A 19,382-nucleotide genomic window follows, 5' to 3' on the forward strand; every position below is an offset into this window, starting at 1 on the left:
CAGCCAGGTCGAACAACACGGCAGAGGCGACGATCGGGACGACACCGGCCGCCGTCGGATAGCCGCGGTCGGTCTGTTCGAGCCTGCGGACGACACCGTCGGCGGCCGCGAGACCAAAAGCGCTGCCACCAGCCAGGACGATGGCTTGGACTGTTTGCACCGTCATGCCAGGAGCGAGCAATGCCAGTTCGCGAGTCCCGGGGGCGGCACCACGGACCTCGACGGCCGTAACGTTGGGTTCAGGCAGGTCGACGACCGTGACTCCTGTAGCTGCGCCCGGATCCGTCCAGTGCCCGACACGCACGCCCTTCACTGCCGTGAGGGTTAGATTCTCGGGGTCGATCATGCTCATAGCCCCACGGTAGCCTGCGACCCCGATGTCGAGAACCGGTTCTTTCCAGACCGAGTTTGTGTCAGGCGACACCGACCGGGCAGGACGCCCCGGTGCCGGCGATGCCACAGTATCCAGCAGGGTTCTTCCCGAGGTATTGCTGGTGGTATTCCTCGGCGTAGTAGAACTCGGTCGTCGGTTCGATGTCGGTGGTGATGGCACCGTAGCCGAGTTCGTTGAGACTCTCTTGGAAGGCAGCCTTGGTGGACAGTGCGAGGGCCTGCTGGGTGTCGTTGTGGGTGTAGATCGCTGATCGGTACTGCGTGCCTCGGTCGTTTCCCTGGCGCATACCCTGGGTTGGGTCGTGGCCTTCCCAAAATGCTTTGAGCAGTTGTTCGTACGACACCTTGTTGGGGTCGTAGATCACGAGGACGACTTCGGCGTGTCCCGTCCTCCCAGAGCACACCTCCTCGTAGGTGGCGTGTTCGACGTTTCCGCCTTCGTAGCCAACCGCGGTTGCGTGAACACCGAGCGTTTGCCAGAAAATGCGCTCCGCACCCCAGAAACACCCCATCCCGAAAGTGGCGAGTTCGAGGTGATCCGCAAACGGCGGCAGGTATGAGTTTCGGTTGTCGAAATGGATACCCGAGAGTTGCATCGGAGCCCGGCGCGGTGCCGAAGCGTCGTCGGTCGTGTTTAGGAGCGGTTTGCGCGTCTTGAAAAACATGGCGCTCGCTTTCTGTCACTACACACAACATGGTACGCCATCGAGATTGTTCCTCTCGCGTTCACAAGTTCATCGTTTCATAAGAACCTTCATGGGCGGGTTTGCACCCACCGCGAGAGGACGTGCCTACTGACCGGGCGAAAACGACGATCTGTATGTGCCGCTGGCCGATGGTCCGCTACACCACCGCGGTGGAGACAGGTCTTGACGTGACAAGGCGATAGCCAGTGCTCTCGGCGACCTTTGGTGGTTTGGCGTCTGGCAGCATCAGTTCAACGAGTTTGCCGTTCATCCACGCTGCAAACGACTGCGGCATGAGACGAGATCTTACAATTGCCACGCGCGGCATTCTCGGACAGCAGATTGAGGCTGTCGTCGTTCTGATCATTGACAGTCCCCGGTAGTCCGCTGGATCGGCTGCCTGATTCTCGGCGGCAACTGCTCCGGTGTTCGTGGACGGATCGATAAAACACACCTGTGAAGATTCCCGTAGCGAGATCAAAGGCTGCGGACGGCTCGCAGCACGAGTTGTGGCGTCGCGGTAGTGTCGGGACGTGCACTCGTCGGAACAGGACATACTCAGGTTGTTGGGACCGCTGGAGCTGGTCCTAGGTGGCGAGTGGGTCGATCCTGGAGGACCGAATCAGCGCGCATTGCTCGCCTACCTTGTCCTGCGCGAAGGCGAGCCGGTCGCGATCCAGACGATCGTCGACGCGATCTGGGGCGACAATGCGTCCGAGGGTTCCGTGCGATCTCTCCGGACGTACGTGTCGAACCTGCGCCGTTTGCTGGGTTCGACGGTAGAGATACGCGGTGGGCAGGGCGCCTATCGCCTGACGCTGCACAGCCTGAAGACCGACATCGGTCTCTTCCGGCAACGTGTCGCGGTCGCTGACAACATTGAAGATTCCCGCGGCGTCGCAGCCGCGCTCGCATCCGCGCTCGCTCTCTGGCGGGGTCCGGTTCTCGTGGATGTGGATCGGCCGTGGGTACTCGACCGATCGTCGATCCTTGAGAGCCAACGCACGAATACCGTCGCCCGCTGGGCCGAGGCGACTATTGCCGACGGCGAACCCGAGCTTGTTATTTCGAAGATTGAGCGGATGGTTGCAGAGGCCGTCCTCGACGAACGGCTGAGCGGAATCCTCATGCTCGCGTTATACCGGTCTGGTCGCCAGGCCGATGCATTGGCCGTCTATCGGCGCCTGCGAAACATGTTGGTGGAGGAACTCGGCGTGGAGCCAGGGCCTGAGTTACAGATCCTTGAAGAACAGATCCTGATGCACGATGTCACAGCCGGACGTGTCGAACCGGTATGGCTGTTCCCGGCACCTGCTTCCGATCTGGTGGGTCGAAGTGTGGAGATCGAGGACCTACTGCAACACACCGAACGGGCGCGACTGCTAACGCTTACGGGTCCTGGGGGCGTCGGCAAGACACGGCTTGCTCTTGAGGTCGGCCGACGGATTCTTGCGGACGGCACGCGGCCTGTGTTCTTTGCCGATCTGTCTGCAGTCCAGGACGAATCCGCGGTCGACGCGGTACTCGCATCAAGTGTGGGTGTCCAGCCTCATCCAGAAGCGGGTCCGCTCGTGAGCCTGATCGAGTACCTTGCGCCTCGGTCGGCGGTCCTTATCGTGGACAATTGTGAACACGTCTCGGACACGGTTGCCCGAGCGATTGCTTCGCTCGTACGGAGTTGTCCACAGCTTGTGGTAATCGCAACGAGCCGATCCTCACTCTTCGTTGACGGAGAGGTCACCTGGAGGACCCCGTCGCTTGCTCTTCCCGACCGTATCGATGCGTCCATCGAGGGACTCCGGCGGTGGCCCGCCGTCGAGCTCCTGCTGCGACGAGCACCGAGCACCTTCGAGCTGACTGCTGCTAACGCCGACGATGTTCTGGAGCTATGTCGGAGCCTCGATGGGTTGCCGCTCGCGCTCGAGATAGCCGCATCGCGTCTTGGCTCGATGACCCCTACTGAGATCCTCGCCACGCTCGGGTCACAAGTACAGCTATCGCGCACCGCAGCACCGGATGATTCACGCCACGCAACCTTGTACGCGACCGTTTCGTGGTCCTACGAACTTCTTTCGCAGCAGCCACGCGAGCTACTCGTGCGGCTCGGGGTGATGTCTGGACGGTTCCTCTTCGAGGACGTCCTCGCGGTGTGTGCTCCGGGGGCAGAGAACCCGGAAGCCGTGCGAGGTCAGCTGTCGGCTTTGGTTGATCAGTCGCTGGTCATGGCAGAGACCTCCGGCACCCGAACCAGGTATCGACTGCTGGAGACAATCCGTCGTTTCTCGGTCGCCCACCTCGGTACCGATGAGCCGGCTGTGAGAGATCGCCACGCTTGCCACTACGCCCAGTTGGCGACGGTCCAGGCTGCCAGGCTGCTCACCAACGAAGAAGGCGATGCCATCGTCGAGATGGTCGCCGCTCACGACAACCTCCGCGACGCGTTCCGTTGGGCAATGGAGAACGGCGACTTGGATTCGGCGTCCACCATCGTCATCTCACTTTCCGACGGCGGGTACTGGAGATCTCGTTCCGAAATCGTTACTTGGTCCCGGTCAGTGTGGGAGAACATGGCACCGAGCGATGTCCGCTGGCGAGCCGTGTCGGGAACGGCAGCCAGGGGTGCATGGATAGAGAGCCGGTTCGAGGACGCCGTCGAGTTTGCGAGCAAAGCAGCAGACGCAGCGGGAGTCGTGCCATCGATGAGTGGCTATCCGGAGGATGTACTTGCAGATGTTGCGTTGTATCGCGGTGACGCGAGCACGGCATTGTTGCACTACACGGGGGTGGTTCTGACCGCGCGCGAGCGCGGGGATTTGACGAGAGAGGCTTGGGCCACATATTACGTTTCGGTGACGAACGCAGTCCTCGGGCGGCTCGAAGAAGCTGCCCTCGCGGCGGCAAGAGCGCTGGCGATTGCTAGGAAGACGGGAAATCCGACGTCGCTTGCGTTTTCCCTCTATGCGACCGGTCTCGCAGTCAAGCATGACAAGCCGCAGGAAGCACGTGCGATGTTTGAAGAGGCGGTGAGGATGGCCGACTCAGTTCGCAACGAGTGGATGGGCGGCATCGCTCGGATGGAGCTTGCCTCGGTCAATACGGCCCATGGTGAGACCGCAACCGGCTTGCGGGGCTTCGCTGGCGTCGTCGACCATTGGTTCCGGGCTGCTGACGGCACGCAGCTACGACAGACGTGGCGGTACCTGACGAGCGCGCTAGTGGATGTCGGCCTCCATGAGGAGGCTGCAGTCCTCGCCGGAGCGCTCCTTGTGGACACCGATTCGACTTTGGCTCACCCTCACCGGCGGGTCCTGGAAGTTATCACGACCGCACTGGGTGACGCCCAATACCGACGGCTTACGATCAGGGGATCCATCATGTCCTTGCCCGAACTCGTCACGGTCAGTCTCGACGCAATCAATCGTGCTCTGGAGCTCGACGAGTCAGGATGAACAGACGGTCTTTGGCTCGAACGTGGCGATTTGCAGGCGCTCAGCATCCGTATTGAGCCTTCTTTGACCTGACGTTGATATCGCTATGCAAGTGTGATTCCCAACGACCGGTCGAACGAGGAGATCAACATGACCTGGAACGTAAAGGGACAGTACTTCGAAACATGTAACTGCGAGGCGGCGTGTCCGTGCATATTCTTGAGCCCCCCAACAGAGGACGACTGCACCGTCCTTGTGGGGTGGCACATTGAGCACGGCGACTTCGAAGGAACGAAGCTCGACGGGTTGAACGTCGCGATGGCCGTACTCTCGCCTGGACACATGATGGAAGTGAAATGGCAGGCAGCGCTGTACTTCGATGATCGCGCAACCGAAGACCAAATGAATGCGCTCGGAGCGATCTTTTCTGGGCAATCCGGGGGACATCCCGCACGGTTGGCGACCCATATCGGCACTGTGCTCGGAGCGGGACCCGCAACGATCAGATTCGAGAAAGAGGGCAAACGGACATCTATGACGATCACCGGCGTCGCCGAGGCTGTCATCGTTGGCGCCGATGGACAAGGTGACGGTGCGATCACGGTAGAAGGTCATCCGCTGGCGATCGCACCCGGGTACGCGGCATCTGTGGCGCACTCGGAGAAGATGACGTACACCGATCACGGGATGCAGTGGAATCTGGAAAAGAAGAACGGACTCTATTCACCCTTCGAATACGCGGCATGACCACCGCAGCGGTCGCTCTCAGCCGGGCCAGGGGAGCGGTCGTAGTCGGGCTGATTGGCTTCACAGCGTTGTCGTGGACGTATCTGGCATTCGTGGCGAGCCGGGCCCAAGATATGTCATCGGTGTTTGCAATGCCGATGACCCCGGCATGGTCGTACGCGCAGGCCGCCGTTATGGCCGTGATGTGGGCGGTGATGATGGCGGCGATGATGCTGCCGTCGGCAATACCGATGGTGATCGCCTACGACAGCCTCGATCGAGGATCGGCTGGCGGCAGGGGAGGTTCGACTCCCCTGTTCGTCACCGGCTATGTCGCGGTCTGGGCAGCGTTCGCGGTGGGCGCGACGGCGCTCCAGTGGCTGTTAGCGACCGTGGCGCTCGTCGACGGTATGGGTGTCGTGACACAAAGCTGGTTCTCTGGTGGTTTGCTCGTCAGCGCCGGGGTGGTGCAGTTCTCGCCAGGCAAGCTCAGCAGCCTCGGCGCGTGTCGCACGCCTATGGGGTTCTTGATGACATCGTGGAGGGAAGGCAATGCCGGCGCACTGCAAATGGGTCTGCACCACGGGAGGTTGTGTCTCGGATGTTGCTGGTCGCTGATGATCTTGCTGTTTGTGCTTGGCGTGATGAACCTCGCTTGGGTCGCGGTGCTCGCCATCTTCGTGTTGGCTGAGAAGGTCGCCCCGAGGCGCATGATGATTTCTCGCTTTGGCGGGGTAGTACTGACGCTGTGGGGCGTCGCTGTGGTTCTAGGAGGATGATGTGACTTGGAAAGTGAGCGGCTTGTACTACGAAGCCTGCAATTGTGAGGCAGTTTGCCCGTGCCGGCGCGAAGGGGATCGAAAGGGGGAGCATCGACGTACGACACCTGCGATTTTGTGTTGTCATGGAGCATCGACAACGGCCATGTAGACGGCCGCGATCTGTCGGGTCTTGCAGTGGTGATCGTGGGTTCTTATGCCGACGACGAGCCAGGGAGTCCCTGGCGTGTCGCGATGTTTGTCGACGAGAACGCGGACCAGGCACGGCAGAAAGATCTTGCGGATGTGTTTCTCGGTCGGATCCCTGGCGACACCAGGAAACTATACGGGCGAGCAATCAAAGAGGTTTCGATGGTGCGACCCGCCGCAATCGAGTTGGTGCATGTGCCCGGTCGGTGGCGCATCGCTGTCGAGACGTTCGTCGAGGTGCGGTCCACGATTGAGGCTGTCGCGGAGGGTCCGGTGACATGTGGCCTTACCGACCATGCCTCCGGCGTTGAGATGATCTCTGACGTCGTCACCGTGGCGGTGCCGCCGTTCGAGTGGAACCTGCGGGAGCGGTGCTCCTTCCAATCCAACTTTGTTTACCAAGGGTAAACCGAGACACACCCGACTCTGCAGTGTCATCGACGTGGTGGGTCACCGAGGAGAGACGATCTGCACGCGCTTCCGCCCGATGATCCGCCACTCGACCACCGTGAGGGCCGGTCTCGATGGGGCGAGACGCTAGCTGGCGCTCTGTGCGACCTTTAATGGTTTTGCGTCAGGCAGCATCATTTCGACGAGTTTGCCGTTCATCCATGCTGCAAACGACTGCGGCATCAGTCGGCCTGTCACGAAGGTCATGATCTTGTTCATGACGCCGGGGACGACGTCCCCGGTTGTCACAGCTAGGGCGCGAATGAAGGTCGGCGCAGGGCGCCGACCCTCGGTTCGCTCACGTTAACCCGTGGTTATTGGTCCCCACCAACCCCCAACCAAACGAACGTGAAGACCTTTCGTCCACCGTCAGATGATTCGATGACCACATCAAACAGTTCATCGATAGGCATGTCGTTGAAGTACACCTTGGTTTCCCAGTTCCCGGTCTCGTCGGTCATGACTTCGATGGAACCGAAGTCCGAAACGATCCAAACCGTTGCACTTGGTGTTGCGGTCCCCCAGAAGATGTCGAATGCCTCAGCATCATCTGACACACCGTACTTCTGGGTTGCGGTGAACTCGTGCTTCCGCTCGCCCTCTTTGAGGATGAAACCAAACACGACACGGTCGTCAGTGGAGGACTCGACGACCACCCTGAACTCCTCGCCGACCGGTGCTCCCTCAAACCGTACCTTGACTTCCCAGCGGCCTTCTTCGTTGATCTCGGTCTTGGCATCGCCGTACTCTGATCCGACCCACACGGTGGTTCCAGGTTTGCCCTTGCCGTAGAACACATCAAACGGCTCGACATTCATCCCATATTTCTGATGGGCGACGAACTCGTACACGTCTCGTTCGGGGGTCCATGTGAAGGAGAAGGTCTTTTCAACACCGGTGGTTGACGACACCTTGATCCTGATCTTTGTGTTTGCGGGCAGCTCCTTGAGGGGAAGCTTCAACTCCCACTTGCCGTGTTCATTGGCGCGCGCATCTTCGACCCCGTACTCAGATCGGGCGACGATCCCAGAGCCGGGAGGGGCGGTTCCCCAAAATACCTCGTAAGGTCGCTCCTCGTGGGAGACCTCGAACTTCTGATGCACAGTGAAACGGACGTCAGCAACCTTGTAGATGACGACGATTGAGTCGCGTGACATGTTGCCGGCAGTGTCTTTGGCGACCGCAACAATTTCGTTTCTACCTTCGCGCAGTTTCACCTCGGCGCGCCAGTGGCCCTCGTCTCCTACTTCGACCCTGTGATCTCCGATGGCAACCTTGGCGCCGGGCTCGGTGATGCCCTTCACAATGACATACGGCCGATTGACAACGGCACCCGAGTCGGGGCTGACGATCTCAAGCAGAGGGGGCTCTTCGTCGCGCACCTCGGTGGTGGTCGTGGTGGTCGGCTCAACAGGCGCATCAGTCGTCGCCGTTGTCGTGGACGACTCTGGTGGTGCTTCCGTCGTGGTAGCCGACGATGGCTCCGACTCGTCCTCGACGACGCCTTGCACGATCGTCGTTGGAGCCGGGGCCGCTTGAAATGCGCCCGCCTGCGCAAGGGCTGCCCCGCTTGCAAGCATTACGGCGAACATCATCCCGAAAACGGTGATGGCTTTGCGTTTGAGCATCTGCTGGTCCTCCTGGTGTTAAAAGGTTGTCCAAGGGACAGTGATATGACCTACCTCACATAGCGTTACACGCCCGAAGGGCTGGGAAGGTTTACCGCAAACGAAGAAAAGTCTGTCGGTTTGGCCGAGTACTCTTGCGGCGTCGAGCTTGGAGAATTGTGGACAAGGCAACGCTGTACGAGATTGTCGGTTACATGGGGTCCGCGCTGGTGGTGACAGCACTCACCATGAAGTCGTTTCGCAAGTTGCGGATCTTTAGTCTTCTGGGGTCCGTCGCGTTCGGGGTGTACGGCGCTCTGATCGGGTCGGTGCCGATTGTCCTAACCAACATCGCGATTATGGGCATCAACTCCTTCTATCTGTGGAAGGCCGCAACCGATCATTCGTACTACTCGATCCTCGAAGTCGACCCCGATTCGGACTATGCCAGCGAGTTCTTGTCGTTTCACCGCGAGTCGATCCACGAGTTCCAACCCGACTTCGACGGCACCCTGGAAGGTGCCGACTTCATCTGTTTCATACTGCGCGACATGGTGCCCGCTGGACTGGTTGTTGGTTATGAGTGCGAACCCGGCGTACTCACGATCGTGCTTGACTACGCAACCCCGCAGTTCAGAGACAACCGGCTGGGGCGGCATTTCTACGGGCCGAGTCGGCGGCTGCTTGTGGAGAAGGGGTACCCAACTGTTCGAACGACGGCACAAACCGCTGCCCACCGGGCGTACATCGAACGGATGGGATTCGCCAAGGTCGGCGACACATACGAACGCTCGCTTGTGTCATGATTACGGCGTAGGGTTCTTGACGTCTGTCGCGAGGGAGGCAACATCGTGCACGCGATTCCGCTCCGCCGTCGCACCGAGCTAGGGGACGGAACATCGGTGTGGCTGCGTCCACTACGCCCAGAGGACCGGACGCTGATCCGCGACGCATATGAAAACGCTGATCCGATCGATCTGGAGAACCGGTTTTTCAACGCGAGCTTCTCGCTCACCGAGGAACGCCTCGACTACCTGACTCTCCTGGATTTCTATGAGCGCTTCGCGATCATTTGCGAGACGGAGGACGGAGATCCCATTGGTCTTGCGCGATACGGCGTTCGCGACGATGGAGATGTCGAGATTGCGGTCGTTGTGCAACCGGAGTGGCGGCACCGCGGTGTCGCGACGGTGGTACTTCAGGATGTTATCGACGCTGCGGTCCGCAACGGCTTCACCACGGTGGTGGGGGAGTGTCTGGCGTCCAACCGCGGCGCCCGCGCCCTCATGGAACGCCTCGGCTTCACCCAAAGAGCAGTCAGCGGCGGTGTCATAACGTTCTCGAAGAGAATTGAGTCATAGGGTCGCGCCGATCGGTGGATGCCGTGTCGCGTTGAAGCGTTTTCGGTGCGGAGACGATCTAGGAACAAGGCTCGTTGGACAACGAAACCGTGGCTGTGAAAGGGTCGGCATCACCAACCGTGACGTCGAGTTCGACGCACGGGTCCCCTTGGAATATGAATCCGCCGACAAACTGGGCGGACTCGGATTCGCAGGGAAGGAATGTGACGGCGGCGCCGCCCTGCGCGATGCGATAACTGCCGGATGGATTCCACATGGACGAATCGAATAGGTGGCTGACCCTGTCGCGATAGGCGTTAGGCACGACAAGTGTGACCGTAGCGCCGGGTTCCAAAACGGCGATCGTCTTGACGCTGCGGTCGAAATCGCCACCTGCGCCCGGGGGACCGACGTGCCACAGCCACAAGGGGCCGAACTTGATGGCGGTGTTTTGCCAATCCTCGGGCATATTGTCGATTCCGCAGCCACCGTCTGCGCCGTCGACCACTAACGAAGCGAACTCGGATGGGCCAGGCGTCGTTCGGGTCCCTTGGCCGGGATCGGTGTCAATTCGTTGTGGGTCGGCGTTGGTCGAAATGGTCGAAGGCTCTGTTTCCGTCTGTGGCGCAGACGGGACCGCGCCTCGCCATAAGAACACGCCGCCGCCGATCAACGTGAGCGTTATTAGGAAACTGAACAGGCCCACCGAAGCCGTGGTACGACGTCGTCTGGAGGCGTGGGCTTGGGAGATCGCGGGGCGGGTTGCGTGCCGGGCGTCTCGTATCGCGGCACGCCCTGCCGCGTGGGCGAACGTATCAAAGTTCATCCGCCCACCCTTTCGCTCGAAACTGACGTTCCAGGCGTTCTCGACCCTGATGCAGGAGAGCCTTGACGGTCCCTCCGGCGATTTCGAGAATCTCAGCAATCTCCGCGACCGACAAGTCCTCCACTGTGGGGCGGCTGCCGCTGAGTACATATGTCAGGGCAAGCACGACCGCATACTCCTGGCGATAGAATGCCTCAAACTGCCGAGGCACTCGGACGTTCGGAATGTGCTCCACGTCATCCATATGGCCGTTGTCTCCCATGCATCCATACCATAAGAACGCACCAGCATCCGGCGCGGTTTAGACGAGAATCAACAAACGTACCCGTGACACACAGCTCTTGGATCGCCGTGGACTAAAGCGGTGAGACGCCATGTCGCTTCGATGCGGCAGCGGCGGCGATGCCGTTTAAGATCGGGTGGATGGACACAGCGAGTTTCTTGGCAGCGTTGAACGAGCGCATTCCGCTGTCCAAGGCGGCCCTGTGGGACAAGGTTGGATTGCAAGTGGGGGACCGTGATGCACCCTGTCGCAAGGTTGGGGTGTGTCACGAGGTGACCGACGCCGTCGTTGCCGCTGCCGTCGGGGCTGAACTCGATTTGCTGGTGGTTTATCACCCCCTGTTGTTCGACCCGGTGACTGCGTTTATAAAAGGCGCGTCGCCGCCGGGTAGGGCGTATGCGCTTGCGGAGTCCGGGATTTCCCTCTACGTGGTCCATACCGCATGGGACGTGGCACCCGGCGGCGGCGCCGATGCGCTCGCCGCAGCGTTCGCTCTGGAGAACCTCGTGCCGTTTGGCGCGGAGTGGGGCGGCGACACCGTGAAAATCGTCACCTTCGTTCCCACGGCCGACGTCGATGGTGTGGCCGATGCGCTTGTGGCGGCCGGGGCGGGCTCGGTCGGGCACTACACCGGAGCGCAATTTCGAGTCGAGGGCGAAGGCCGCTTCACACCCGGCCCACATGCAGCCCCCGCGATCGGAACTCGCGGTGTCCCCGAATCCGTGATCGAGACCCGTCTTGAAATGATCGCTACCAAACAGGTGCTGGGTGCTGTCATCAGCGCCCTTGTAGCGGCGCATCCCTATGAAGAACCGGCATATGACATTGTCGCTGTCATGGCGAACGCCGGTTTCGTAGGGCGTCGGGGGACCCGCGCCTCCCCAATGTTGCTTGACGAGTTCGCTGCAAATGTTGACGAGATCTTGCAAACACGTTCCCGTGTTGCCGGTGCCGGTAACAAGGAGATCAGTTCGGTTGCGGTCGTTCCCGGGTCAGGCGGGTCGTTTGTCGCGGCAGTCGCCGGGTCGGTTGACGTTATCGTTACCGGCGATGTCAACCACCACACCGCCCAGGCCGCATTGAGCAAGGGGACGGCAATTGTGGATTGTGGCCACGCTCCCTCGGAGCGTCCGGGCATGGCAGGCCTCGTTGCAGCAGTAGGCGACCTTGGCTGCGAAACTGTCGACCTCACAACTATCAACACCGACCCCTGGAGCAACTAACAGATGGAATCGTCGTCCCGATGGAAATGAAGAGCTACGCAGACCTACTCGACCTCCGGGACGTAGACGCGCAGATCGATCGGCTCTTCCACAACCGGGAAACACTTCCCGAGCTTGCCTTGTACAAGTCAGCCCACGAATCGTCTGCTGAACTCGCAGCCGCCGAGGCCGACGCCGCGGCGAAGCTCAAGCAAACAAACCGTGACCTTGATCGGACGCAGGGCGAATTGGGCATTGCAGACGAAAAGCTCAACCGCGAACAACTTCGACTTTATAGCGGTGGCATGTCGGCGCGCGATGCGGACTACCTTCGCAGGGAGGTCGAGATGTTGCGGACCCAGAAGTCAACGATGGAAGACGAACTGCTTGCACTGATGGAGGCTGCCGAGGAGCAGGAGGCACTGTCGGAATCGGCTCGAGATGAGCTGGCTTCGGTGAACACGGAAAGGGATCGCCTTGCTGAGGTTATCAAGGCGGAATGGAAGGTGATTGACGCAGAATTGGGTCGGCGTAAGAACCGCAAGGGGGAGATTGTGAAGACCATCGAGGCAGAGATCATCGAGCTTTACGAAGAACTGCGGCGTCTGAAGGGTGGTGTCGGGGCCGCCGCTCTTGAGGACGGAACCTGCAGCGGGTGCCATCTGTCGTTGACTGCAGCCGAGCAGATCGAGGCGAAACGCTCCGAACCGCCGCGGTGCATCCACTGTCGACGCATTTTGGTGATCTGAACCGCCATGCTCTTCTGGCACCTTGGCGCTACGGTCGCAGTTGCACGGTACACATTTCGCGATGCGCGTATGGACCTCCGGTTTTTGGCTTTCGGAGCGATCGTTCCCGACCTCATCGATACCCCTATCGGCCTCGTGTTCTGGGAGTCATTCCACTCGGTCCGGCTGTGGTCGCATTCGCTGCTCGTTTCGGCCGCCGTCATGGTGGCGGTGCTGCTGCGCACCCGCCGGGGCAGACCAAGGCGGCGATGGATGGCGATTGCGGTTGGAATGCTGCTCCATCTGTTTCTGGATGCAATGTGGGACTCACAAGAAACGCTCTGGTGGCCGTTCCTTGGACTCGATCTCACCGAGCAAGCGTTTGCGTCGGTGGGGGCCTACCTCGGTGCGGTTCTGAGTAGCCCCGTTGCCTGGACGGGCGAAATTGTCGGCGTTGTGTACTTGTTTATCCTCGGTAGGCGGGGCGGTCTCGACAGCGGAGAAAAGCGGCGACATTTCCTACGAACGGGCGTTATCGATGTTCCGATTGGGGAGTCGTAGCCGATTCGTTGGCATCCGTGTCAGCCTTGCGCCACATCAAAATCGAGAGGATCGCGAGCAGGACGGCGAACATTTTTTTGAGTGTGTCTCCTTCGATTGCAAGCGCAAGCGACGCACCGGCAAGGGCGCCAAGGGCCGCGCCGATGGAGACGGGGATCGCAAGTTCCCAGGCGATCCGACCGCCGCGATGATGAACATATGTCGCGACCAACGCAGTTGGGGCAATCACCGCAAGTGAGGTTCCCTGGGCGACGTGCTGCGAGAGGCCAAGCATGAACACCAAGGCCGGGATGTAGATGATGCCCCCGCCGACTCCAAGCAAGGCCGCGACAGTCCCTGCAAACAGCCCAACGATGATCAGTGCAGGACTCACGACGTTCCGATCTTGATTGCAGAGATCATCATGAGAGTTGCGAGCATTCTGGTCAACGCTCTCTGAGGCACGTTGGTGATCACCTTGCCCCCGATGACCGCACCGACCGCTGCACCGATGAGCAGCAGCGCGGCAGCCCACCAGTCGACGGCATCGTCGAGCTGGAAACGTGCAACACCAACCGTTGCCGATACGACAATGGTCGCTATCGAGGTGCCAGACGCCAGCGACGGCCGCAGACCAATCGCAAGGACGAGACCTGGGACGACAATGACACCCCCTCCCACGCCGAAGAGTCCACTAATAACACCGGCGACAAGACCGAGAGCCAGCGCGGGTGCAATCTTGGCGGCGCTGATCTGCATGCTTGCGAGTGTAGCGGTACGGCTGGGGGGCACCATGTGAGCAGACCCGCGACCGGACGTTCCGCCGCCCCGTAGCTACCCTTGTGTGGATGAAGGTTCTCAGGATGCTTGTTGTCATGGCCGTACTGGCCGCGGCATGCAGCGGATCGGGTCGGGACGATAAAGCTGTAAGCACGTACCCCACCGGCACGGTACGCGAGTGGTTGCTTGCCGTCAGCGGCCGTGATGTGCCGAGATTGGTGGACATCGTCGACCAGGACTCGCTTGCGATCATCCTCGCCATAGAGAACGGCATTCCGGCTGAGGATGTCGAGATCATGCTGGTCCAGGGAATCTCGCAAGAGACCGTTGCTGACTACTGGGTTTCGTTCGCCGGAGGCTTCGGAACTTATACGGGGCTGGCCTTAGACAGCGTGACGGTACGCGGGTTTGAGCAGTTCGCAATCGATGAGACGCTTTTTGCGCACGTCGAAGTCGGTGACGAGTTGGATCCGGGCACCGTCTTCACTCGCAGTTACGACGGGACATGGCGCATCGACCTTGTTGCGACTTTCGGTGAGGCGTTGTTGCCACTGTTAGAAGCGTTCGCAAGTGAAATCCCCGCCGGTGACGACGGGAAACGCCTGCGACGCGAAGTGCGTGAAGCTGTGATCCCGGCGCTACTCGCAGTCGACTCGTTGAAACCGGCTGACGATCGGCTTGGCGCGGAGATCGGTCGTCTGTCCGTGTTGCTTCAGCCCTGAGATGCTGCCTCGCGCAACCTTGGCAGGACTTCGTCACCGAGCATTGCGATCAACGACTCCTGATCGGTGGACGACGTCTGGATTGTGACGTAGTCGGCACCAATTTCGGTGATGAGCGGCAAGTAGGTTTCGACGTAGTCGTCAGCGTTTGCAACGATGCTGTAGCGCTCGAGGATTTCAGAGCGTGGCATCTCGTCGGCGCGTTCGCGCAGCGTCTGTGGGTCGACCGCTTCAAGCCGGCCGGGTGCCCGTAGTCCGCGCCACGAGGCGAGGGCTTCCCAGGCTTCATCTTCGTTTTGGGCATAGATGGACCACCTCGTTGCAAGGAACCGCGGTGCTGGACGACCGGCGTCTTTCGCCGCGGAGCGGGCTGGATCGATCACCCGTTCAAACGTCACCGCCGGGTCCTTCACTGATGTGATGATGCCGTCTGCTAATTCGGCCGCAAGAGCCGAGCTCTTCGGTCCACCGGCTGCCATCCACAGGGGGACACGAGACAGAGGTGGGCTGTACAACTTGGCCCGGTCGGTCTTGTAGTACTCGCCATCGAACGTGAGTTTCTCACCGTCTAGGAGTCGTCTCATGATTTCGAGTGCTTCGCGCATACGCGCAGCCCGCTCTGCGTACTTCGGGAAGTGATACCCAAGCGGGCCCTCGTTGATGTTCTCGCCGGTACCGACCCCGAGTTGGAATCGACCGTTAGAGAGCCGGCTGAGGGTCGCAGCGGCCTGTGCCACGATGGCCGGATGAAAGCGAAACAGCGGCGTCGTGACACCAGTGATGAACTCGATACGTTCTGTCGCCTGCGCCATTGCGGCGATCGTGGCGTACGCAAAGCCCGACGCTGACACATCGTCTACCCAAGGGTGGAAATGCTCAGAGACCAGGACCGCATCGAATCCGGCCTCTTCAGCGAGCTGGGCGTGGCGCACTAGTTCCTCGGGGTGCCACTGCTCGTGTCCGCAAAAGTATGCAAAGCTGGTCACTCGAACTCCATTCAGATTGATGGCCGTCAGCATATCGGGTGCAGTGGCTCATCGGGACGTGAAACCTTATCCGCCGGTTCCAGGTCGTACTATGTGGAAGGTATCTCGTGACAAGGAGTGGATATATGACAAAGGACGTTCGAGTTCTGATAGCGGAAGCACTGGGAAGTCTCGTGCTGCTCGTGGGTGGCGGTTTGGCCATCGTGGCGGGCGGCGACACGATCGCTATCGCATTTGGTTTTGGTCTTGCGCTGATGGCTGGGCTGTACGCGTTCGGGGAAATCTCCGGCGGGCACTTCAACCCAGCGGTGAGCTTTGCTGCCTTCCTCGACAAGCGCATTGACGCCACGACCTTCCTGAAATACGTCGCCGCTCAGGTAGTCGGTGCCGTCGTCGGCGGTTACATCTTGCTCGCTGCGTCATCTGAGGCAGCCGTAGCAAGAACCGCGACGGTGAACGGCGCCGAGTTGAGCAATGTCAACCTGGTGTTGCTTGAGGCCCTGTTTACGGCGTTCTTCGTCATGGTGATCCTCAGAGTCACCTCAAGCGACGCCTATGGCTCGTCCGCGTTTGGGGCAATTTCCTTTACGTTGATAATGGCGCACCTCGCATTGGTGCCAATCACCGGTGCGTCGCTGAACCCGGCGAGATCGCTCGGTTCTGCTGTCGCTGGAAGTCATTTCGACGATATGATTCTGTACATCGTTGGTCCACTGCTCGGTGCCGCGGTCGGGTGGTTTATCCACGATCTTCTCAGCGCCGACGAACACGCCGACGAGGAGTAGTTCCCTCGGCTGTGGACCTGGGGCGATACTGTGTCCGTTGTAGGGCAAGGTGAAAATTGATGGCGTGACAAGCGCGACCCTCGGATCCGGCACCCCGATGGCTTATGGGCAGCGGGGACAAGCCGACAAGAGGTACTGTGACGTCACGAAAGGTCGCGCCAACGAGTTCGTCCGCCTCGTCAGCACCATCGCTCCTTCTCGTTGAAGACAACCCGCTGCATCTGCGGCTTGTGCATGCAATGTTGTCCGAGGCCTGGCCGGGTGGCGTCTCGACCGTGAGCGTCAACCAGCTCCGAGCAGCTGTCCACCACCTACGCTCGACCGAAGTTGACTGTGTCTTGCTGGATCTCGTCCTCCCAGATTCCGATGGGATCGAATCGGTGCGCAGCATCATCAAGGTGGCGCCAAACGTCCCCATTGTGGTGTTGAGTGCGTACGAGGACGACGACACCGCAATCCAGGCGGTGAGCGAAGGGGCCGAGGACTACCTGGTTAAGGGATCGATCGGACCCGACACTCTCCACCGGACCATTCGGTTTGCGATTGCGCGCCACCGAGGTCGCCGCCCCACCGACCTGCACCCAACACCCCAAGGGCACCTTGTTGTTGCACCAGGCGGGCACCGTCGCCTACGTCGACAGGGAGCTCGCAGGGACCGTAGGTTCGAACCTCGAAAACATGGTCGGTCATCCATTACCGAGATCATCGGCGCACAGTACGCCGAGCTGCTTCAACATGACGAGCCATTTTCTATCTGCTCGACGGTACCTCGGCGGCTCTGAGTGGCAAATGTGTCACCGGGACACCGATGTCCGGCGTCCAGGGGTCTGGCTGGATTCTTGCGGTGACGAGCGTCTAGGTAGTTGCCGATATCGGTCGCATGTCTCCCCCAGACGCTGCTGACTTCGTACGATTTCCGGCCTACATCAACCGTATCCGAACCTCCGTAGAGGCGTCTGTACACACCGCGTCATGAAGGGCCCCTCCGAAACGAGGGGTCCTTCATCGAAAAATGCAACGTGGGCTGTAAGCCGGATTCTGTCTTCGTACAGCCATCTATCTGGGCCCGACATTACTGCGCGGGCTCGTGCGGTCTACCTGGAACGTAACGGACGGGCAGCCCTGTTCCTGCTTGACCTTGCTCCTGATGGGGTTTGCCGAGCCGACGCGGTCGCCCGCGCCGCTGGTGGTCTCTTACACCACCGTTTCACCCTTGCCTGTGCCCGCGAGGGCCATCGGCGGTCTTCTCTCTGTTGCACTGTCCATCGGGTCACCCCGCCTGGGTGTTACCCAGCACCATCGCCCTGCGGAGTCCGGACTTTCCTCAACGATTGCTCGCCGCGGCTGTCCGCCCACGTTGCGCGTGACAGCGTAGCGGCTCAGCCGGTCTCCGCACCCTGGGAACTGATAGGCGGCCGAATACGTCATATTGAGTAGACAAGTCGGCGAGGGTCCCCAAGCAAGGAGAAAATCCCGATGGCGGTAACAATCGAGCGAGACAGGCTGCACACCATCCCCCTTGTTGAGGAGCGGCCTTGGGTCGTCCTGTCCGGCTGCCGGGACATCGATGCGGATGTTTTTTTTGGCGAAGCATCAGCGACGGTTCGGCAGGCCAAGAGGGTGTGCGCCGGTTGCCCCGTCGTGGATGACTGCCTTGACTATGCGCTCGAAATCGATGTTCGTTTTGGCGTGTGGGGCGGGATGACAACACGCGAACGAATGGCCATTCTGCGCGACTTTGCTGACGCCCAAACAGCGTAGGGCGAGTTCGGCGTCAATCGAGTAGAGTTTTCCGCCATGACCGACTTCTCATGGCCCCCGGTGTTGCAGTCACTGATGGCCGGCAACGACATTGATCGCGCAACGGCCCGTGCTGCGATGACCGCCATGATGGCCGGCGATGCTACCGATGCCCAGATAGCGGCTTTCATCGTTGCGATTCGCGCTAAGGGTGAAAGCGTCGAGGAAATGACCGGCCTCGTGGATGGGATGCTCGCAGCGGCCGTCACGTGTGACCTTTCGGTGGACGCCGTGGATCTTGTGGGCACCGGTGGGGACAACGCCGGCACTTTCAATATTTCGACAACGGCGGCCTTCATCGCGGCAGGCGCTGGTGTGCCGATCGCCAAACACGGCAACCGTGCAGCATCTTCACAAACCGGTTCGGCGGACCTGCTTGAAGCATTGGGCATAAACATTGAACTTCCACCGGAGGCCACCAAGCAGATGGTCGAGGAGATCGGTTGGGGATTCTTCTTCGCCCCGCGTTATCACCCGGCAATGCGCCACGTTGGGCCGGTTCGTAAACAACTGGGGGTCCGCACTGTCTTCAACTTTCTTGGACCGCTGAGCAACCCCGCCAGGGTGAAGCGGGCGGCAGTCGGAGTTTCCGATGGGCCCATGGCCCACAAGATGATCGAGGTGCTCAAGGGTCTTGGGCTAACACACGCGTTTGTTGTGCACGGTCACGATGGACTCGATGAGATAAGCACCGCCGCGACGACCGACGTGCTTCGGCTCGCCGACGGCGAAATCACCAGGGCAGAGTTCCAGCCGAGCGACTTCGGCGTGCAACGTGTGACACTTGCCGAACTCCAAGGCGGAGATGCTGCCGAGAACGTCCGCATCACCCGTGCGATATTGGGCGGCGCCAAGGGACCCAAGACCGATGTTGCTATTGTTAATGCCTGTACCGCGATCGTCGCGTCGGGCCTCGCCGATGGGTTTCGAGAGGCCATGGTGCTTGCCGGTACGGCGGTCGATTCTGGCGCTGCGATGGCAATAGTCGAAGCTGCTGTGGATTTCGGTCGTTCGTAACTGATACGCCCAAAATCGATCGGTACAGGGTGCAGGCTCGGGGACGTAGTAGCCTAAATTCGAGTGAGGTATGGTTGCACATGGGGGAGCAGATGTCCCAAACAGAATCGACTTG

The 19,382-nt window shown here is 60.3% G+C and carries 23 protein-coding genes and 1 other RNA gene; 14 read left to right on the plus strand and 10 right to left on the minus strand.

Annotated features, from left to right (window positions below; genetic code table 11):
* The 3 genes from IIC71_09765 to IIC71_09775 form a co-directional block, all read right to left on the minus strand.
* On the minus strand, positions 1–346 hold a 346-nt coding region (locus IIC71_09765; protein ID MCH7669463.1), incomplete at its 3' end, for a P1 family peptidase.
* A 67-nt stretch (positions 347–413) separates the two neighbouring features.
* The gene (gene msrA / locus IIC71_09770; protein MCH7669464.1) at positions 414–1,058 is read right to left on the minus strand and encodes a peptide-methionine (S)-S-oxide reductase MsrA; all 645 of its coding nucleotides are present in this window, start codon (positions 1,056–1,058) and stop codon (positions 414–416) included.
* 178 nt (positions 1,059–1,236) lie between these two features.
* Positions 1,237–1,398, minus strand: a complete 162-nt coding sequence (locus IIC71_09775; protein ID MCH7669465.1) for a hypothetical protein — start codon at positions 1,396–1,398, stop codon at positions 1,237–1,239.
* A gap of 214 nt (positions 1,399–1,612) precedes the next feature.
* Between IIC71_09775 and IIC71_09780 the strand changes: the two genes are divergently transcribed.
* The 4 genes from IIC71_09780 to IIC71_09795 all read left to right on the plus strand — a co-directional run bounded on the left by IIC71_09780 (position 1,613) and on the right by IIC71_09795 (position 6,609).
* Positions 1,613–4,528, plus strand: coding sequence for a winged helix-turn-helix domain-containing protein (locus IIC71_09780; GenBank protein ID MCH7669466.1), 2,916 nt, complete (start codon positions 1,613–1,615; stop codon positions 4,526–4,528).
* Positions 4,529–4,657: 129 nt separating this feature from the next.
* Positions 4,658–5,254 carry a DUF1326 domain-containing protein gene (locus tag IIC71_09785; protein ID MCH7669467.1) on the plus strand — a complete coding sequence of 199 codons (597 nt, stop codon included), beginning with the start codon at positions 4,658–4,660 and terminating at the stop codon, positions 5,252–5,254.
* Positions 5,251–6,012, plus strand: coding sequence for a DUF2182 domain-containing protein (locus IIC71_09790; protein MCH7669468.1), 762 nt, complete (start codon positions 5,251–5,253; stop codon positions 6,010–6,012). The genes IIC71_09785 and IIC71_09790 overlap by 4 nt, the downstream gene beginning before the upstream one ends.
* Positions 6,013–6,072: 60 nt before the next feature.
* On the plus strand, positions 6,073–6,609 hold the full coding sequence (locus IIC71_09795; protein ID MCH7669469.1) for a DUF1326 domain-containing protein: 537 nt from the start codon (positions 6,073–6,075) through the stop codon (positions 6,607–6,609).
* A 356-nt stretch (positions 6,610–6,965) separates the two neighbouring features.
* Here IIC71_09795 and IIC71_09800 read toward each other — a convergent pair whose 3' ends face one another.
* Positions 6,966–8,279 carry a hypothetical protein gene (locus IIC71_09800; protein MCH7669470.1) on the minus strand — a complete coding sequence of 438 codons (1,314 nt, stop codon included), beginning with the start codon at positions 8,277–8,279 and terminating at the stop codon, positions 6,966–6,968.
* Between the two features lie 158 nt (positions 8,280–8,437).
* Here IIC71_09800 and IIC71_09805 point away from each other — a divergent pair, with 158 nt between their 5' ends.
* Both IIC71_09805 and IIC71_09810 read left to right on the plus strand, forming a co-directional pair.
* Entirely contained in the window at positions 8,438–9,064 is a 627-nt protein-coding gene (locus IIC71_09805) for a YgjV family protein (protein ID MCH7669471.1), read from the plus strand.
* A gap of 45 nt (positions 9,065–9,109) precedes the next feature.
* A complete protein-coding gene (locus IIC71_09810) occupies positions 9,110–9,619 on the plus strand; it encodes a GNAT family N-acetyltransferase (GenBank protein MCH7669472.1) in 510 nt (169 codons plus the stop codon).
* A 58-nt stretch (positions 9,620–9,677) separates the two neighbouring features.
* On the opposite strand, the gene IIC71_09815 is transcribed toward IIC71_09810, so the two are convergent.
* Together IIC71_09815 and IIC71_09820 are read right to left on the minus strand one after the other, a co-directional pair.
* Entirely contained in the window at positions 9,678–10,424 is a 747-nt protein-coding gene (locus tag IIC71_09815) for a hypothetical protein (GenBank protein ID MCH7669473.1), read from the minus strand.
* Positions 10,414–10,686 carry a hypothetical protein gene (locus IIC71_09820; protein MCH7669474.1) on the minus strand — a complete coding sequence of 91 codons (273 nt, stop codon included), beginning with the start codon at positions 10,684–10,686 and terminating at the stop codon, positions 10,414–10,416. The genes IIC71_09815 and IIC71_09820 overlap by 11 nt, the downstream gene beginning before the upstream one ends.
* A 161-nt stretch (positions 10,687–10,847) precedes the next feature.
* On the opposite strand from IIC71_09820, the gene IIC71_09825 reads away from it, so the two are divergent.
* The 3 genes from IIC71_09825 to IIC71_09835 are packed head-to-tail and all read left to right on the plus strand — an operon-like array spanning position 10,848 to position 13,198.
* Entirely contained in the window at positions 10,848–11,930 is a 1,083-nt protein-coding gene (locus tag IIC71_09825; protein MCH7669475.1) for a Nif3-like dinuclear metal center hexameric protein, read from the plus strand.
* Between the two features lie 20 nt (positions 11,931–11,950).
* Entirely contained in the window at positions 11,951–12,658 is a 708-nt protein-coding gene (locus IIC71_09830; GenBank protein MCH7669476.1) for a hypothetical protein, read from the plus strand.
* Positions 12,659–12,664: 6 nt separating this feature from the next.
* Positions 12,665–13,198, plus strand: coding sequence for a metal-dependent hydrolase (locus tag IIC71_09835; GenBank protein ID MCH7669477.1), 534 nt, complete (start codon positions 12,665–12,667; stop codon positions 13,196–13,198).
* Here the strand turns inward: IIC71_09835 and IIC71_09840 are convergent.
* Entirely contained in the window at positions 13,170–13,571 is a 402-nt protein-coding gene (locus tag IIC71_09840) for a sulfite exporter TauE/SafE family protein (GenBank protein MCH7669478.1), read from the minus strand. The genes IIC71_09835 and IIC71_09840 overlap by 29 nt on opposite strands.
* Positions 13,568–13,936, minus strand: a complete 369-nt coding sequence (locus IIC71_09845; GenBank protein MCH7669479.1) for a sulfite exporter TauE/SafE family protein — start codon at positions 13,934–13,936, stop codon at positions 13,568–13,570. Before IIC71_09845 ends, IIC71_09840 begins: the two co-directional genes overlap by 4 nt.
* Before the next feature lie 89 nt (positions 13,937–14,025).
* Here IIC71_09845 and IIC71_09850 point away from each other — a divergent pair, with 89 nt between their 5' ends.
* On the plus strand, positions 14,026–14,679 hold the full coding sequence (locus IIC71_09850; protein MCH7669480.1) for a hypothetical protein: 654 nt from the start codon (positions 14,026–14,028) through the stop codon (positions 14,677–14,679).
* Here IIC71_09850 and IIC71_09855 read toward each other — a convergent pair.
* A complete protein-coding gene (locus IIC71_09855; protein ID MCH7669481.1) occupies positions 14,670–15,665 on the minus strand; it encodes a TIGR03557 family F420-dependent LLM class oxidoreductase in 996 nt (331 codons plus the stop codon). The two genes, IIC71_09850 and IIC71_09855, sit on opposite strands and share 10 nt — an antisense overlap.
* 125 nt (positions 15,666–15,790) lie before the next feature.
* Here IIC71_09855 and IIC71_09860 point away from each other — a divergent pair, with 125 nt between their 5' ends.
* Both IIC71_09860 and IIC71_09865 read left to right on the plus strand, forming a co-directional pair.
* Entirely contained in the window at positions 15,791–16,450 is a 660-nt protein-coding gene (locus IIC71_09860) for an aquaporin (protein MCH7669482.1), read from the plus strand.
* Positions 16,451–16,587: 137 nt separating this feature from the next.
* A complete protein-coding gene (locus IIC71_09865; protein MCH7669483.1) occupies positions 16,588–17,232 on the plus strand; it encodes a response regulator in 645 nt (214 codons plus the stop codon).
* A 229-nt stretch (positions 17,233–17,461) separates the two neighbouring features.
* Here IIC71_09865 and rnpB read toward each other — a convergent pair.
* An RNA gene (gene rnpB / locus IIC71_09870) (RNase P RNA component class A) lies at positions 17,462–17,810 on the minus strand.
* A 116-nt stretch (positions 17,811–17,926) separates the two neighbouring features.
* Between rnpB and IIC71_09875 the strand changes: the two genes are divergently transcribed.
* Both IIC71_09875 and trpD read left to right on the plus strand, forming a co-directional pair.
* Entirely contained in the window at positions 17,927–18,211 is a 285-nt protein-coding gene (locus IIC71_09875) for a WhiB family transcriptional regulator (protein MCH7669484.1), read from the plus strand.
* Between the two features lie 36 nt (positions 18,212–18,247).
* Positions 18,248–19,267, plus strand: a complete 1,020-nt coding sequence (gene trpD, locus IIC71_09880; GenBank protein MCH7669485.1) for an anthranilate phosphoribosyltransferase — start codon at positions 18,248–18,250, stop codon at positions 19,265–19,267.
* The last annotated feature ends 115 nt before the right edge of the window (positions 19,268–19,382 follow it).

The sequence above is a fragment of the Acidobacteriota bacterium genome (assembly GCA_022562055.1).
In the GTDB taxonomy this organism is placed as follows: domain Bacteria; phylum Actinomycetota; class Acidimicrobiia; order Spongiisociales; family UBA5794; genus BMS3BBIN02.